The sequence below is a fragment of the Atlantibacter sp. genome (genome assembly GCF_032062175.1).
In the GTDB taxonomy this organism is placed as follows: domain Bacteria; phylum Pseudomonadota; class Gammaproteobacteria; order Enterobacterales; family Enterobacteriaceae; genus Atlantibacter.
This window is the reverse complement of the sequence record NZ_DAMBQK010000001.1, coordinates 435,799-449,981: the sequence shown is the minus strand read 5'-3', so window position 1 is coordinate 449,981 and position 14,183 is coordinate 435,799. Positions and strand designations below refer to the sequence as shown.

Genomic DNA, 14,183 nt, shown 5'->3' with positions numbered 1-14,183 from the left:
TCCCTCATCTTTGTTTCTGCTGGAAATGAAAACAGTGATTAGCAAATGCACAATCACGACTAAGCAATAACGCGAATCTCCCATCACGTCAACGCGCAAAATTCACGCCAATGTCATATTTGTGACCTATACGAAGGCAAAAAATTACAAATTGATTTACGTGGGTTTTTTATCTTGTTGGTATCAAAAGAAAAGCCGCTGCAAGCCTGTACGGACTTACAGCGGCTAAAATTTACACAAAAAATTTTAACGAAGTCGTTTAATTTCTGTCGCTATACTCTGTGCTTCCTGCTGCCAGGCCTGGCCGAGGGTTTTCACCATCGCGTCATAGCCGTCCTGCTGTTGCGTCAACACAATGTTAAATGGTCGTTTTACCAGTTCGCCCTGATTATTGAGCAACCACTCGCCGCTCACTATCACTCGTCCATCGTAACGGCCATGAAATCCGGTGACGTTAACATTAAGTACTTGCTGCTCGCTGCCCAGCGGCGTCGAGGAAACCACCCACCCCGGCAACTGGCTGCTTAAATTCGCCACCAGCGTATTGCGCAGTTGCTGATCCAACGGGCTGGCCCACAGGTTGCTGTTGGCGATGTTGAACTGCACATCGGTGGTTTGATAAACCACACCGTTGCCAGCCAGATAATCTGGAATGGTGACCTGCTCCACCCACAGAAGCTGCCGGCCCTGGCTGGTAGTCTGGCTTTGAGCCTGCGGCCCGGCGGGGAGCTGATAGTACGTTTTTCCGTCGTCGCTGCTGCTGCAGGCGCTAAGCAGCGCCGCAATCAGTACCGGAAGCCACTTTCTCATTCTTTCGCCCTCTTCGGCTGTGGATCTTTTTTATCCTTCGCTTCAAACACCAGCGCGTTGCTCTTATCGTTCAGGGTGCGCAACACCGGCTGGAGTTCACGCAATACCTGATCGAGGCGCTGCATATCTGCCACCATCTTGTTGTAGGCCGCTGAGCCCGGCTGGAAACCCTGCATACTGCGGTTCAGTTCGCGCAGTGTGCCCTGCATATCCGCAGGTAACTGCTGCATCGATTTGCTGGCCGTCAGTTGGTTCAAATTATTCAACGTCTGCTGCAGGCGCTGCATGGTGCGCTGGCTTTCATTCAATGTATTCGTTGCCTGTTGAATCATCGGGTTAAGCGGCAAGTTGTTGATCTTATCAAGCGTTTCCAGCAGGCGCTGCTGGATTTGCGCCAGGCCGCCGCTGACGGATGGAATGATCGAGTAGCCGCCGAAGCTGCGCATCCCCGACATCGCCGGCGCTTTCGGATAGAAATCAAGATCCATATACAGCGCGCCGGTCACCAGGTTGCCGGTCTTCAGCGAGGCGCGTAAACCGCGCGACACCAGATCCTGCAAATGCGCGCCGATCTCCGGGCTTTCGCCTAGCTGGTTTTCCAGACGTTCAGGTTCAATACGAATCAGTACCGGAATACGGTAATCGGTACTCAGAGCCTGACGCAGCCCTGGTACAAAGTACGGCGTCTGCGCCACGGTACCGAGGCGGATCCCCCGAAATTCAACCGGCGCGCCAGGCTGCAGCCCACGAATCGAGTCGTTAAAAAAGACCAGGTAATCAATATGTTTGGTGTACAACGAGTCCTGAATACTTTTTTGATCGTCATACAACTTAAATGCTGTTTTTTCGGTGATGGGTTGCCCCAGCTCCCAGCCGTCGGGAATATCGAAACTCACGCCGCCGCTGAACAGCGTGGTTAACGAGCCCATTTCCACACGCATACCCGCCGAGGTCAGATCAACAGCGATCCCGCTGTCTTTCCAGAAGCGAACATTGCTGGTTACCAGTCTGTCATAGGGCGCATTCACAAAAAGCTGATAGCTGATGGTGCGCTTTTGGGTGTCAAAGGTGCTGGTTTCCACCGATCCAACGCGGTAGCCGCGAAACAGTACCGGATCGCCCGGCGACAGTTGGCCCGCTTTATTACTGTCGAGCACCACACGGATCCCTTTCGCATCAGGCGGTGCCAGCGGTGGCGCATCCAGCAATTGGTATTGATCTGGAACCGAGCCTTTGGTCCCCGGCTTGAGTTCAATATAGGCACCGGAGAACAACGTGTTGAGCCCGCTCACCCCTTCTCTGCCGATTTGCGGTTTGACGACCCAGAATACGGAATCCTGATGCAACAGCTTTTCCATCCCGGCATTTAAACGCGCTTTGATCTCGACGTGCAAAAGGTCGTCGGAGAGTACCGCGCTTTCAATGACGCCCACGTCCACACTGCGGCTCTTAATGGTGGTTTTGCCACCTTCAATACCTTCAGCGTTGGTGGTGATTAACGTGACTTCCGGTCCCTGGTGGCTGTAATGGTAAAAAAGGATCCATGCACCGATCAGCGCCGTGACGATAGGGAATATCCAGACCGGCGACCAGTTCCTGACCTTGCGCACCTGCGCTTCCCCGTTAGGTTTTTCCATGTTCTGATGACTCCTTATGGCTCATTTCAGGCTCGCGATCCCAGGACAAACGCGGGTCAAAGGTCATCGCAGCGAACATTGTAATAATGACCACCAGCGCAAACATCACTGCGCCGATAGCGGGATAAATGCTCATTAAGGCGCCCATACGCACCAGCGCAGAGAGTACGGCAATAACAAACACATCAATCATTGACCAGCGCCCAACAAACTCCACCACTTCATAAATCAGGTGCATACGTTCGCTGTCACGCTGCCCGTGCCCTTTGGCATCCCAGCACAGCCAGGCAATGGCGATCATTTTTAACGTCGGGACCAGAATACTGGCGATGAAAATGACCAGCGCCACCGGATAGGAGCCCTCGCTCCAGAGCAAAATAACCCCGGCAAGAATGGTCGACGGCATCTTGTCGCCAAGCAGGTCGGTGATCATGATCGGCAAAATATTGGCGGGAAGATAAAGAATGATGGCGGTGAATAACAGCGCCAGCGTCCATTGCAGGCTGTTCTTGCGCCGCACATGGCCATGCGTTTCGCAGCGCGGGCAGCGGGTGTTATCAGCGGGGAGAATAGCGGTACAACAGCGGCATGAACGTAGGCCCTGGCGTATTCCCGGCACGCCGACGCGCAACGGCGTGGCAAGTACCGGCATCGGTGCTAAATCATCCCATAGCCAGCGGCGATCCACGCATTGAAAAGCACGCAGTTGCAACACGCAAAACAGACACCAGGGAATAAAACTGCTGCCAACGCCGATATCGCCATAGGCCATCAGTTTTACGAAACTCACTAATACCCCGGCGAGGAAAATCTCCGCCATTCCCCAGGTTTTGAGATTAAACAGAATGCGGGCCATCGCCCGCTTCAGGCTGCCCGGCAGGGCGACACGGTTGACCAGCAGCAGGATCGTCACCAGGCAAAACGCGGGCACCAGCTGGACGAACAGCATAAAAAGCGAGCCCAGGCTGGCATAATCTTCCGAAAACATCACGCCGGGGATTTCCAGCAGCGTGACCTTGCTGGTAATGCCCGCCACCTTCATATTCACGAAGGGAAAAAGGTTGGCCAGTAGCAGCATAAACAGCGCCGCCAGCGCATAGGCGGTAGGCCGCTGGCGCGGCGCGGCCCACTGTGTTGTTAATGTCGTGCCGCAGCGTGGGCAGTTGGCTTTGTGGCCCTCTTCCAGCTTTGGCAGTAACACCAGCATGTCGCACTGCGAACACAGAATATGTTTCGCTGCATGGTGCTGTTCACACATGCCGCCCTCCCTATGGCTATCCACCGTTTTTTAACGATTCAAGGTATTCCCAACGTTCGAAAGCCGCCTCAAGCTCCTGCTCTGCGCTCGCCAGTTTTTCCAGCACGCTTTGCGTGACGTCATGAGGTTGATTAAAGAAGGATGCATCACTGACCTGCGATTGCAGGGCTTCCAGCGCGGCTTCCAGGGCTTCCATGCGCTGCGGCATCTGCTCTAATTCGCGCTGCATGTTATAGCTTAGTTTGCCGCTGGCTCGTTTGACAGTTTCTGCTTTCGCAACCGCCACTTCGGGCTCTTTCTTCGCTACCGCCGCACGTGCAATCGCCGAGGAAGCCTGCTGTCCGCGCGCATCGTGATAGCCGCCGACATACTGCCCGATGCGCCCTTCGCCTTCGAAGATCCAGCATTCGGTCACGGTATTGTCGACGAACTCACGGTCGTGGCTCACCAGCAGCACGGTTCCCTGATAGCCGTCGATCAACTCTTCCAGCAGCTCCAGGGTTTCTACATCCAGATCGTTAGTCGGTTCATCGAGAATCAACAGGTTGCTGGGTTTCAGAAAAAGACGTGCCAGCAGCAGGCGGTTGCGTTCCCCGCCGGAGAGTGCGCGTACCGGCGTCATGGCGCGTTTAGGGTGGAATAAAAAGTCCTGTAAGTAACCCAGTACATGACGCGGCTTGCCGTTAACCATGACTTCCTGTTTCCCTTCCGCGAGGTTATCCATCACGGTACGCTCAGGATCCAGCTCAGCGCGGTGCTGGTCGAAATAGGCGATTTCCAGTTTGGTGCCGACGTGAACGCGACCGCTGTCGGCATTAAGTTGACCGAGCATCAGTTTCAGTAACGTGGTTTTGCCGCAGCCGTTCGGGCCCACCAGCGCAATTTTATCGCCGCGTTGTACCTGGGCGCTGAAATCACGCACCAGGGTTTTGCCCTCGATGCCATAATTCACATCCTCAAGCTCAAACACGATCTTGCCGGAGCGGGTCGCTTCTTCCACCTGCATTTTGGCGCTGCCCATGACTTCGCGGCGCTCGCTGCGTTCACGGCGCAGGCTTTTCAACGCCCGGACGCGGCCTTCATTACGGGTGCGCCGGGCCTTGATGCCCTGGCGGATCCACACTTCTTCCTGAGCCAGTTTCTTATCGAATTCGGCGTTTTGCAGCTCTTCGACGCGCAGCGCTTCTTCTTTCGCCACCAGATATTGATCGTAGTCACCCGGATAAGAGACCAGCTTGCCGCGATCGAGATCGACAATGCGCGTCGCCATATTGCGGATAAAAGAACGGTCATGGGAGATGAAAATAATGCAGCCCTGGAAGGTTTTTAAAAACCCTTCCAGCCAGTCGATGGTTTCGATATCCAGGTGGTTGGTCGGTTCATCAAGCAGCAGTACGCGCGGCCCACTGACCAGCGCCCGGCCCAGCGCGGCTTTACGCAGCCAGCCGCCAGACAGCGCCGCCAGTTCCATATCGGCGTTCAATCCAAGCTGCATCAGCACTTCAGAAATCCGGTTCTCAAGCTGCCACAGGCCATGATGATCGAGAAGCTCCTGCACCCGCGCCAGCTCGGCCAGATTTTTATCGCTCGGGTCCTGCATCACCAGATGGGAAACATCATGGTAGCGCTTGAGGTATTCCGCCTGTTCTTCGATGCCCTCGGCAACGAAATCATACACGCTACCGGTGACGTTGCGCGGTGGGTCCTGTTGCAGACGCGCCACCACTAAATCCTGCTCGAAAATCAGCCGTCCATCATCCAGGCCCACTTCGCGGTTGAGGATCTTCATCAGGGTCGATTTACCAGCCCCGTTACGCCCCACCAGACAAACGCGTTCGTTGTCTTCGATGTGCAGTTCGGCGTTATCAAGAAGCGGTGCGTCGCTGTAAGACAGCCACGCGCCATGCATACTGATTAATGACATAAATAATTATTTCCCGGTCTCGTGAGTAACCAGCCAGCAGTTATGGATCTGGCGGTTACGGGCAAAATCTTGCGACAGCGTTTTCTCGGTAATTTCCTGCGCCTTCAGGCCCAGTTCCGCCAGGGCAGGCAGATCCATTTTGAAGCCGCGTTTGTTATTGGAGAACATAATGGTGCCGCCAGGGTTCAGCAGGCGCTTGAGATCCTTCATTAACGTCAGGTGATCGCGCTGAACATCAAACGAGGCTTCCATCCGTTTTGAGTTGGAGAACGTCGGCGGATCGATAAAGATCAGGTCAAAACGCTCGGTAGATTCAGCCAGCCAGCCCAGGCAATCGGCCTGGATCAGGCGATGGTTGCGCCCCGTTAAGCCGTTCAGGCGCAGGTTACGTTCCGCCCACTCCAGATAGGTACGCGACATATCTACCGTGGTGGTGCTTTTCGCGCCGCCCAGCCCGGCGTGAACGCTGGCGCTGCCGGTGTAGGCAAACAGGTTAAGGAAATCTTTGCCTTTGCTCATCTGGCCCAGCATCCGGCGCGCGATGCGGTGATCGAGGAACAGACCCGTATCCAGGTAATCGGTCAGGTTGACCCAGAACCGCGCGTTGTACTCGCGCACTTCCATAAATTCTTCTTTCTGCGCGACTTTCTGATACTGACTGGTGCCCTTCTGGCGCTCGCGGGTTTTCAGCACCAGCTTATTCGGGGCGATTTCCAGCACCTGGATCGTCGCGGCGATGACATCAAACAGACGCTGGCGTGCCTTATTGGTATCGACGGTTTTCGGCGGCGCGTATTCCTGAATCACCACCCAGTCGGCGTAACGGTCCACCGCCACGTTATAATCCGGCAGGTCGGCATCATAGAGGCGGTAGCATTCAACCCCTTCCTGTTTCGCCCACTTATCCAGCTTTTTGAGATTCTTGCGTAAGCGGTTGGCGTAGTCTTCCGCGATGCGCCCCTGTCCGCCTTCACTACTGCCCGCAGCTAAATGATAGTTTTTCTGAACGCAGTCCAGTGGACCGTTTTTGGCTTTGAACTGGCGATCGGCGCGCAGTTGCAGGCAGCTCAGCAATTCCGGCGAGGCGCTGAACAGCGATAAATTCCAGCCGCCAAACTGCTGCTTCATGGCGCGGCCCAGCAGGCTGTGCAGAGCGATCAACGCCGGTTCACTTTCCAGGCGCTCGCCGTACGGCGGGTTGCTGATGACGGTACCAAACGGGCCTTTCGGCAACGGGTTGGTCAGTTGCGCTACGTCGCTGACGCTAAAAGAGATAATGTCGGCCAGGCCGGCGCGACGGGCGTTGCTGCGCGCCCGTTCGATGACACGTGAATCGTTATCAGAGCCGTAAAAACGCGACTCGTATTCGCCCAGCCCACGGCGGGCCCGCACCTGGGCGTCGGTTTTCACGCTTTTCCAGATCTCGTCGTCATGCTTCGCCCAGCCGCTAAAGCCCCAGCGGGTGCGGTGCAGGCCCGGCGCGCGATCGGTGGCGATCATCGCCGCTTCAATTAACAGCGTGCCGGAGCCGCACATCGGATCGATAAGCGGGGTACCCGGCTGCCAGCCGGAGCGCTGCACGATAGCCGCCGCCAGGGTCTCTTTGATCGGTGCCTGGCCGGTTGCGTCGCGGTAGCCGCGCTGATGCAGGCCGTCGCCGCTGAGATCGAGGGCAATGCTGGCGGTCTCTTTATTTAACCAGACGTTAATGCGCAGGTCCGGCTGTTCTTTATCGACATTCGGACGCGGCAGATTTTTCCGGGTAAAGGCGTCGACAATCGCGTCTTTAACCTTCAGTGCGCCGTACTGGCTGTTACGGATAGTGTCGTTTAAGCCACTGAAATGGACGGCGAACGTCGCCCCAGGCGCAAACATCGCGGTCCAGTCGATCGCCTGCACGCCAAGATACAGATCCAAATCGCTGTAGACTTTGCATTCGCTAAGCGGCAGCAGAATGCGTGATGCCAGGCGGCTCCACATCAGGCTCGAATAGAGCAGATGCGCGTCGCCTTCAAAATGTACGCCGCCCTGGACCACCTGAGCGTTTTGCGCACCCAAATTTTCCAGTTCGGTTTTTAACAGTTCTTCAAGGCCGCGCGCCGTACTGGCAAATAAAGCATTCATATCGTCACTTATCACTTAAGAAAATTGTTGCGCATTATAGCCAATCCGCCCCGCATGTCATAAAGTTGCCCTTCTATTTCTTCACCTTCTTTTACTTTCCTGGGAGTGCGCAGTGGTCTTTTTATCTCGTCTTGCAATTCATCCGGTCAAATCCATGCGCGGTACTCAACTCTCTCATGCACAGGTAAGTTTAAGCGGGCTGGCGTTTGATCGCATTTTCATGGTGACAGAAACTGACGGCACCTTTATTACCGCGCGCCAGTATCCCCAAATGGTGCTGTTTACCCCGGCGATTATGCATGATGGTTTACATCTGCGCGCGCCGGATGGCAGCAGCGCCGTGGTGCGTTACAGCGACTTTGCCGCCGCTGCGCAACCGACGGAAGTTTGGGGCAATCACTTCACCGCGCTGGTCGCCCCGCAGGCAATTAACCAGTGGCTGAGCGGTTTCTTTTCCCGCGAGGTGCAACTGCGCTGGGTGGGGCCGGAACTGACGCGCCGGGTGAAGCGCCATGAAGCGGTGCCGCTCTCCTTCGCGGACAGCTATCCGTATCTGTTGGCTAATGAAGCCTCGCTGCGCGATCTGCAACAGCGCTGCCCGGCCAGCGTCAAAATGACCCAGTTCAGACCAAATATCGTGGTATCCGGCGCGCAGGCCTGGGAAGAAGACACCTGGGATGTGATTCGCATTGGCGGCGTGACCTTTGATGTTGCCAAGCCCTGTAGCCGCTGTATTTTCACTACCGTCAGCCCGGAGCGCGGCATGAAGCACCCTTCCGGCGAACCGCTGGCGACGTTGCAGTCGTTCCGTACCGCACAAGATGATTCCGGCGATGTGGATTTCGGCCAGAATCTCATCGCCCGGGAAAGCGGCATTATTCACGTTGGCGATGAAGTGGACATTCTGAAAACCAAACCGCCGCGCGTCTACGGTCGGGGTGAAGTCGCTCAGTCGATTGAAGTAGAAACCGCACCGCAAAGCGCGGTGGCTATCACCTGGCAAGGCGCGACATTCAAAGGCAATAATCAGCAAATCCTGCTGGAGCAGCTTGAGCAACAGGGCATTCGCGTTCCTTACTCGTGCCGGGCAGGCATCTGCGGAAGCTGTCGGATTCGGTTAGTCGACGGGGAAGTGAAAGCGCTGAAACAAAGTGCAGTGGGCGACGATGGCACCATACTGTGCTGTAGCTGTATTCCGGTTGGGGCCGTTACCCTGGAAAGTTAAACGGCCTGGTCGAGGCTAAGGCTTTGCGCCACTGGCTGCGGTCTTAGCCTGTCGTTCATGATTTTAATTGCATCACCCAACTGCATCGTGCGCCCGGCGAGCGTTAAACCGGGTTGCGCCAACAGGCACAGCGCCGCATTGTCGCCCGGCTCCACCACCAGCAGGCTGACGCTCTCCTGGGTATCACTCAAATACACGCACGCGGGGTCGCCGCAAACCGGCTGCCAGTAATCATCATGGGAAAGGAAATGCCAGCTTTTCGGCATTTGCGGTTTCAGGAAGCGAATCGCCACCAGCGCATTCAATACCAGCTCAGCACGCTGATCTTTAGATAATTGCAAATCGCGGCATTTTTCTTCGAAGTTGAAATACAGCGCAGCGTCATCAACGCAAAAACCGCTGGAGGAAAAAGCATCAGGGGTGAGCATTTTGCGGGCGAAGCGCGATCGGAATAGCATGCCATTAGCCAGGTCGAGCATCATTCTGTCGTGCTCGTCATCAAAATACCAATGCCAGTTATCGTCCGGTTTAATGCGCATCATTTTTCCCCACATCTGCCAGCGACGAAATATCATCCTTTTTGCCGCTTCGTTTAAAATCCTAATAAAGAAAAGACTAAAATGTCTAAATTAGCAACTGCGCCCGAATATAAAACAACCAGGGCTCAAAATAAAGCCCTGGTTGTCTGTAAGTCAAAAAGCTTAGATATGGGTTACGATTTCTTTAATCAGCGGCGGGCCTTTAAAAATAAAGCCGGAATAAATCTGAATCAGCGTTGCGCCTGCCGCCATCTTCTCGCGCGCCGCCATCAGCGAATCAATGCCGCCAACGCCAATAATCGGCAGTCGGCCATTTAATTCCTGAGATAACAGGCGAATAATTTCGGTGCTTTTTAATTGTAATGGACGGCCACTTAAGCCCCCCATTTCATTACAGTATTTCATACCTTCAACCAGCGAACGGTCGAGGGTGGTATTGGTGGCGATAACCCCATCAATATTATGGCGAACTAAACTGTCGGCGACCTGGATCAATTCTTCCAGAGAAAGATCCGGCGCGATCTTCACTGCCACAGGAACATATTTATGGTGCTGTTTTTGCAGTTCTTGTTGCTTATTTTTTATCGCACTTAACAGATCGTCCAGCGCTTCGCCATATTGTAGCGAACGTAAACCCGGGGTATTTGGAGAGGAGATATTAATCGCAATATATCCGGCATAGGGATACACTTTATCCATACAAATCAGATAGTCATCTTTACCCTGCTCCACCGGCGTGTCTTTATTTTTGCCAATATTAATCCCCAGCACGCCGTCAAAATGCGCTTTCTTGACGTTCTCAACCAGGCTGTCGACGCCCAGGTTGTTAAAGCCCATGCGGTTGATCAACCCTTCAGCTTCTACCAAACGGAAGATCCGCGGCTTATCGTTACCCGGCTGTGGGCGCGGTGTCACGGTGCCGATCTCGATCGATCCAAAACCCATCGCGCCCAGCGCGTCGATGCATTCGCCGTTTTTATCCAGCCCTGCCGCCAGGCCCAGCGGGTTTTTAAATGTCAGCCCCATGCAGGAAACGGGTTTTTCCGGTACGCGCTGGCGCACCAGCCGCTCAAACGGCGTGCCGGTAATGCGGCGCAATTGCTGGAAGGTCATTTCATGAGCGCGCTCTGGATCGAGCTGAAAAAGGGCTTTACGAACGAAGGGGTAGTACATGAACTCTCCTGGATTCCCGGTATGCAGACCGGGGCGCTATTATCCGTGAATGCGCTCGCAAAGTGAATTGACTTATGGCAAAAAAGCAATCGTTTTCGGCCATTACGATGATTTATGCGAAATTTGACATTGCTCCGACGGAAAAATCACTTAGCCCAGGACGGCGGCTCTGCGACACTGACTCTAAATGTTATTAATGTTACCAACTTGAAAACCATTAGTTATAAGGAGCTGTCATGCGCATTATCACCCTGGCCGGTAGCCCTCGCTTTCCCTCCCGCTCCAGCGCGTTGTTAGAATATGCCCGCGATCGGCTTAGCGCACAGGATGTGGAGGTCTATCACTGGCATTTGCAAAACTTCGCGCCAGAAGATTTGATTTATGCGCGCTTCGACAGTCCGGCACTGAAAACCTTTAACGCGCAACTGGCAGAAGCTGACGGGCTGATCGTAGCGACGCCAGTTTATAAGGCATCTTTTGCAGGCGCGCTGAAAACGCTGCTGGATTTATTACCCGAACGCGCACTGGAGAAAAAAGTCGTTTTGCCGCTGGCAACAGGCGGCAGTGTGGCGCATTTGCTGGCAGTGGATTATGCCCTGAAGCCGGTATTAAACGCGCTCAAGGCGCAGGAGATTTTGCATGGCGTCTACGCTGACGACAGTCAGGTGCTGGATTATCAGCATAAGCCGGTGTTTAGCGCTAATTTGCAGCATCGGCTGGACGACGCGCTGGATACCTTCTGGCAGGCGTTACACCGTCATGATACGTCCCATCTGGCGTTAAAATGGCCGGAGAACTCGCTGTCGGCGTAATGAAAAACGCCCTTCCATCAGGAAGGGCGTTTGGTTATCAGGCAAGCGCTTTGGTGATTTTCTCGAACAAATCCCCGGAGAGATTCGGCAGCGCCTTGAGCTGCTCCAGCGCAGCGCGCATCAGCTGCTGACGATTTTCATCGTAGCGCTTAAGGCGAATCAGCGGTTCGATCAGGCGTGACGCCACCTGAGGGTTGCGGCTGTTCAGTTCGGTCAGCATTTCCACCATAAACTGATAGCCGCTGCCATCCGCTGCATGGAACGCCAGCGGGTTATTCATCGCAAACGCCCCAATCAGCGCGCGGATACGGTTCGGGTTGCTCATGCTGAACGAACGATGGGTAAGCAGCGAACGCACCGTGGCGAGGACGTTTTCCGCCGGGCTGATAGCCTGTAGCATCAGCCATTTATCCATTACCAGCCCATCCTGATGCCACTTATCGTCATACTCCGCCAGCAGCGCCGTACGGCACGGCAACTGCGCCGCGACCGCTGCCGACAGCGCGGCAATCGCGTCGGTCATGTTGTCCGCATGGTGATACTGGGCGGTAATCAGCTTATCGGCCAGTTCGGCATCGCCAAACGCCAGATAGTGCAGGCAGGTATTACGCAGCGCGCGTTTGCCGATGTCGGCATGCTCGATACGATAACCGTCGAGTTTGTTGGCGTTGTAAACCGCTAAAAACTCATCCGCCAGTTCCGTCGCCAGGGTGCGGGTTAGCGCACCGTGCACAGCGGCAATCGCCAGCGGATCGATGATCTCAAACAGTTCCGCGATTTCATTTTGCGAAGGCAGCGTGAGGATCTCCGCCGCCAGCGCCGGATCGATATGCTCATCCAGCAGGATCGCGCGGAACGCATCCGCCACGTGCAGCGGCAGCGACAGCGGCTGGCCCTGCTGTTGGCGCACCACGTTCAGTTTAATATGCGTCGCCAGCAAACTTTGCGCCGCATCCCAGCGGGAGAAATCATTGCGGGCGTGACGCATCAGGAACGTCAGTTGCTGATCGCTCCACTTATATTCCAGTTTCACCGGCGCGGAGAATTCGCGCAGCAGCGACGGCACAGGCTGGAAATAAACGTTATCAAACACAAAGGTCTGCTCTGCCTGGGTCAGGTTCAGCACGTGATGGACCGGATGTCCGTTGTATTGCAGCGGGATCACCTTGCCTTCGTTATCGTACAGCTCAATGTCAAACGGAATGTGTAGCGGATGTTTCTCCGTTTGCTCGGCGGTAGCCGGCGTTCGCTGACTGATGGTCAGGGTATATTGTTCGGTTTCCGGGTTATAGTCGTCCTGAACGCTCACGACCGGCGTACCGGCCTGGCTGTACCAGCGGCGGAAATGGGACAAATCAACGTTCGACGCATCTTCCATCGCCTGCACAAAGTCATCGCAGGTGGCGGCGCTGCCGTCATGGCGCTCGAAATAGAGTTGCATCCCCTTCTGGAAATTCTCTTCACCCAGCAGAGTGTGCAACATGCGGATCACTTCAGAACCTTTCTCATACACCGTCAGGGTATAGAAGTTATTCATTTCAATAACTTTATCCGGACGGATCGGGTGCGCCATCGGACTGGCGTCTTCCGCAAACTGCATCGCGCGCATAGTTCGCACATTACTGATGCGATTGACCGCGCGCGAGCCCAAATCGGAGCTGAATTCCTGATCGCGGAACACGGTCAGCCCCTCTTTCAGGCTGAGCTGGAACCAGTCGCGGCAGGTGACGCGGTTGCCGGTCCAGTTATGGAAATATTCATGGCCAATCACGCGTTCAATATTGAGGTAGTCTTTATCGGTCGCGGTTTCCGCACGCGCCAGCACGAATTTGGAGTTAAAAATGTTGAGGCCTTTATTCTCCATCGCGCCCATGTTGAAGAAATCAACGGCGACAATCATGTAAATGTCTAAGTCATACTCCAGGCCGAAGCGCGTTTCATCCCACTTCATGGAGTTTTTCAGCGAGGTCATCGCCCAGGAGGCGCGGTCGACGTTGCCGCGATCGACATACAATTCCAGTGCCACTTCACGCCCGGAGCGGGTGGTGAAGGTATCGCGCAGTACGTCGAAATCCCCCGCCACCAGCGCAAACAGGTAGCACGGCTTCGGGAACGGGTCCTGCCACTCTACCCAGTGACGACCATTTTCCAGGTCGCCCTGGGCTATGCGGTTGCCATTGGAGAGCAGATAAGGATATTTGGTTTTATCAGCAATGATTTTGGTGGTGAAGCGCGCCAGAACGTCCGGGCGATCCAGATACCAGGTAATATGCCGGAAGCCTTCGGCTTCGCATTGCGTACACAGCGCTTCGCCAGACTGATACAACCCTTCCAGCGCCGTGTTCGCCGCTGGGCTGATTTCATTGACGATTTTCAGCGTAAAGCGGGCGGGCAGTTGCTCAATAATCAGGGCATTGTCTTCTAAGCGATAATGGGGCCACGCTTCATCATTCACATCGAGAGAGACAAGCGTTAAGGATTCGCCATCGAGGCGCAGCGGCGCATCCGACGCCTGCGGGCGATTCACCTGGCTAATCGCCGTAACACGCGTTTTTTGCGCATCCAGCTCAAAGGTTAAATCGATGTCGCTGATGAAATAATCCGGCGCACGATAATCGTGGCGGTATTTGGCTTGTGGCAATTGAGTCATAGAAACCTTATCCATCGTCCGTAGAGTATCG

Annotated in this window: 10 protein-coding genes; 2 read left to right on the top strand and 8 right to left on the bottom strand. The window is 54.9% G+C overall.

The genetic code is table 11. The features are described from left to right. Positions 1-246: 246 nt before the first annotated feature. Genes pqiC through rlmKL form a run of 5 tightly spaced genes read right to left on the bottom strand, consistent with a single transcriptional unit; the run spans position 247 to position 7,753 of the window. Positions 247-810, bottom strand: a complete 564-nt coding sequence (gene pqiC, locus RT120_RS01985) for a membrane integrity-associated transporter subunit PqiC (RefSeq protein WP_312978736.1) — start codon at positions 808-810, stop codon at positions 247-249. After that, positions 807-2,447 (bottom strand): intermembrane transport protein PqiB, encoded by a 1,641-nt coding sequence (pqiB, locus tag RT120_RS01980; RefSeq protein WP_312978734.1) that lies wholly within the window; start codon positions 2,445-2,447, stop codon positions 807-809. The genes pqiC and pqiB overlap by 4 nt, the downstream gene beginning before the upstream one ends. Next, complete coding sequence (gene pqiA, locus RT120_RS01975; RefSeq protein WP_312978732.1) at positions 2,434-3,705, bottom strand: membrane integrity-associated transporter subunit PqiA; 1,272 nt, start codon at positions 3,703-3,705, stop codon at positions 2,434-2,436. Before pqiA ends, pqiB begins: the two co-directional genes overlap by 14 nt. A 16-nt stretch (positions 3,706-3,721) precedes the next feature. Continuing rightward, positions 3,722-5,629, bottom strand: coding sequence for an ABC transporter ATP-binding protein (locus RT120_RS01970; protein ID WP_312978730.1), 1,908 nt, complete (start codon positions 5,627-5,629; stop codon positions 3,722-3,724). 6 nt (positions 5,630-5,635) lie between these two features. After that, positions 5,636-7,753 carry a bifunctional 23S rRNA (guanine(2069)-N(7))-methyltransferase RlmK/23S rRNA (guanine(2445)-N(2))-methyltransferase RlmL gene (rlmKL, locus tag RT120_RS01965; RefSeq protein ID WP_312978729.1) on the bottom strand — a complete coding sequence of 706 codons (2,118 nt, stop codon included), beginning with the start codon at positions 7,751-7,753 and terminating at the stop codon, positions 5,636-5,638. Positions 7,754-7,865: 112 nt separating this feature from the next. Between rlmKL and RT120_RS01960 the strand changes: the two genes are divergently transcribed. Next, positions 7,866-8,978, top strand: coding sequence for a YcbX family protein (locus RT120_RS01960; protein ID WP_312978727.1), 1,113 nt, complete (start codon positions 7,866-7,868; stop codon positions 8,976-8,978). Here RT120_RS01960 and RT120_RS01955 read toward each other — a convergent pair. Beyond that, the gene (locus tag RT120_RS01955; RefSeq protein ID WP_312978822.1) at positions 8,975-9,517 is read right to left on the bottom strand and encodes a cell division protein ZapC; all 543 of its coding nucleotides are present in this window, start codon (positions 9,515-9,517) and stop codon (positions 8,975-8,977) included. The genes RT120_RS01960 and RT120_RS01955 overlap by 4 nt on opposite strands. 162 nt (positions 9,518-9,679) lie before the next feature. Continuing rightward, entirely contained in the window at positions 9,680-10,690 is a 1,011-nt protein-coding gene (gene pyrD / locus RT120_RS01950; RefSeq protein ID WP_312978725.1) for a quinone-dependent dihydroorotate dehydrogenase, read from the bottom strand. Between the two features lie 236 nt (positions 10,691-10,926). Here pyrD and ssuE point away from each other — a divergent pair, with 236 nt between their 5' ends. Beyond that, complete coding sequence (ssuE, locus tag RT120_RS01945; RefSeq protein ID WP_183169082.1) at positions 10,927-11,502, top strand: NADPH-dependent FMN reductase; 576 nt, start codon at positions 10,927-10,929, stop codon at positions 11,500-11,502. Between the two features lie 37 nt (positions 11,503-11,539). Here ssuE and pepN read toward each other — a convergent pair whose 3' ends face one another. Next, complete coding sequence (gene pepN, locus RT120_RS01940) at positions 11,540-14,152, bottom strand: aminopeptidase N (RefSeq protein ID WP_312978724.1); 2,613 nt, start codon at positions 14,150-14,152, stop codon at positions 11,540-11,542. Between the last annotated feature and the right edge of the window lie 31 nt (positions 14,153-14,183).

Excerpts from the sequence above, each read along its gene's own strand:
- pqiC (WP_312978736.1), bottom strand. The coding sequence starts at position 810 with ATGAGAAAGTGGCTTCCGGTACTGATTGCGGCGCTGCTTAGCGCCTGC.
- pqiB (WP_312978734.1), bottom strand. The coding sequence starts at position 2,447 with ATGGAAAAACCTAACGGGGAAGCGCAGGTGCGCAAGGTCAGGAACTGG.
- pqiA (WP_312978732.1), bottom strand. The coding sequence starts at position 3,705 with ATGTGTGAACAGCACCATGCAGCGAAACATATTCTGTGTTCGCAGTGC.
- RT120_RS01970 (WP_312978730.1), bottom strand. The coding sequence starts at position 5,629 with ATGTCATTAATCAGTATGCATGGCGCGTGGCTGTCTTACAGCGACGCA.
- rlmKL (WP_312978729.1), bottom strand. The coding sequence starts at position 7,753 with ATGAATGCTTTATTTGCCAGTACGGCGCGCGGCCTTGAAGAACTGTTA.
- RT120_RS01955 (WP_312978822.1), bottom strand. The coding sequence starts at position 9,517 with ATGCGCATTAAACCGGACGATAACTGGCATTGGTATTTTGATGACGAG.
- pyrD (WP_312978725.1), bottom strand. The coding sequence starts at position 10,690 with ATGTACTACCCCTTCGTTCGTAAAGCCCTTTTTCAGCTCGATCCAGAG.
- ssuE (WP_183169082.1), top strand. The coding sequence starts at position 10,927 with ATGCGCATTATCACCCTGGCCGGTAGCCCTCGCTTTCCCTCCCGCTCC.
- pepN (WP_312978724.1), bottom strand. The coding sequence starts at position 14,152 with ATGACTCAATTGCCACAAGCCAAATACCGCCACGATTATCGTGCGCCG.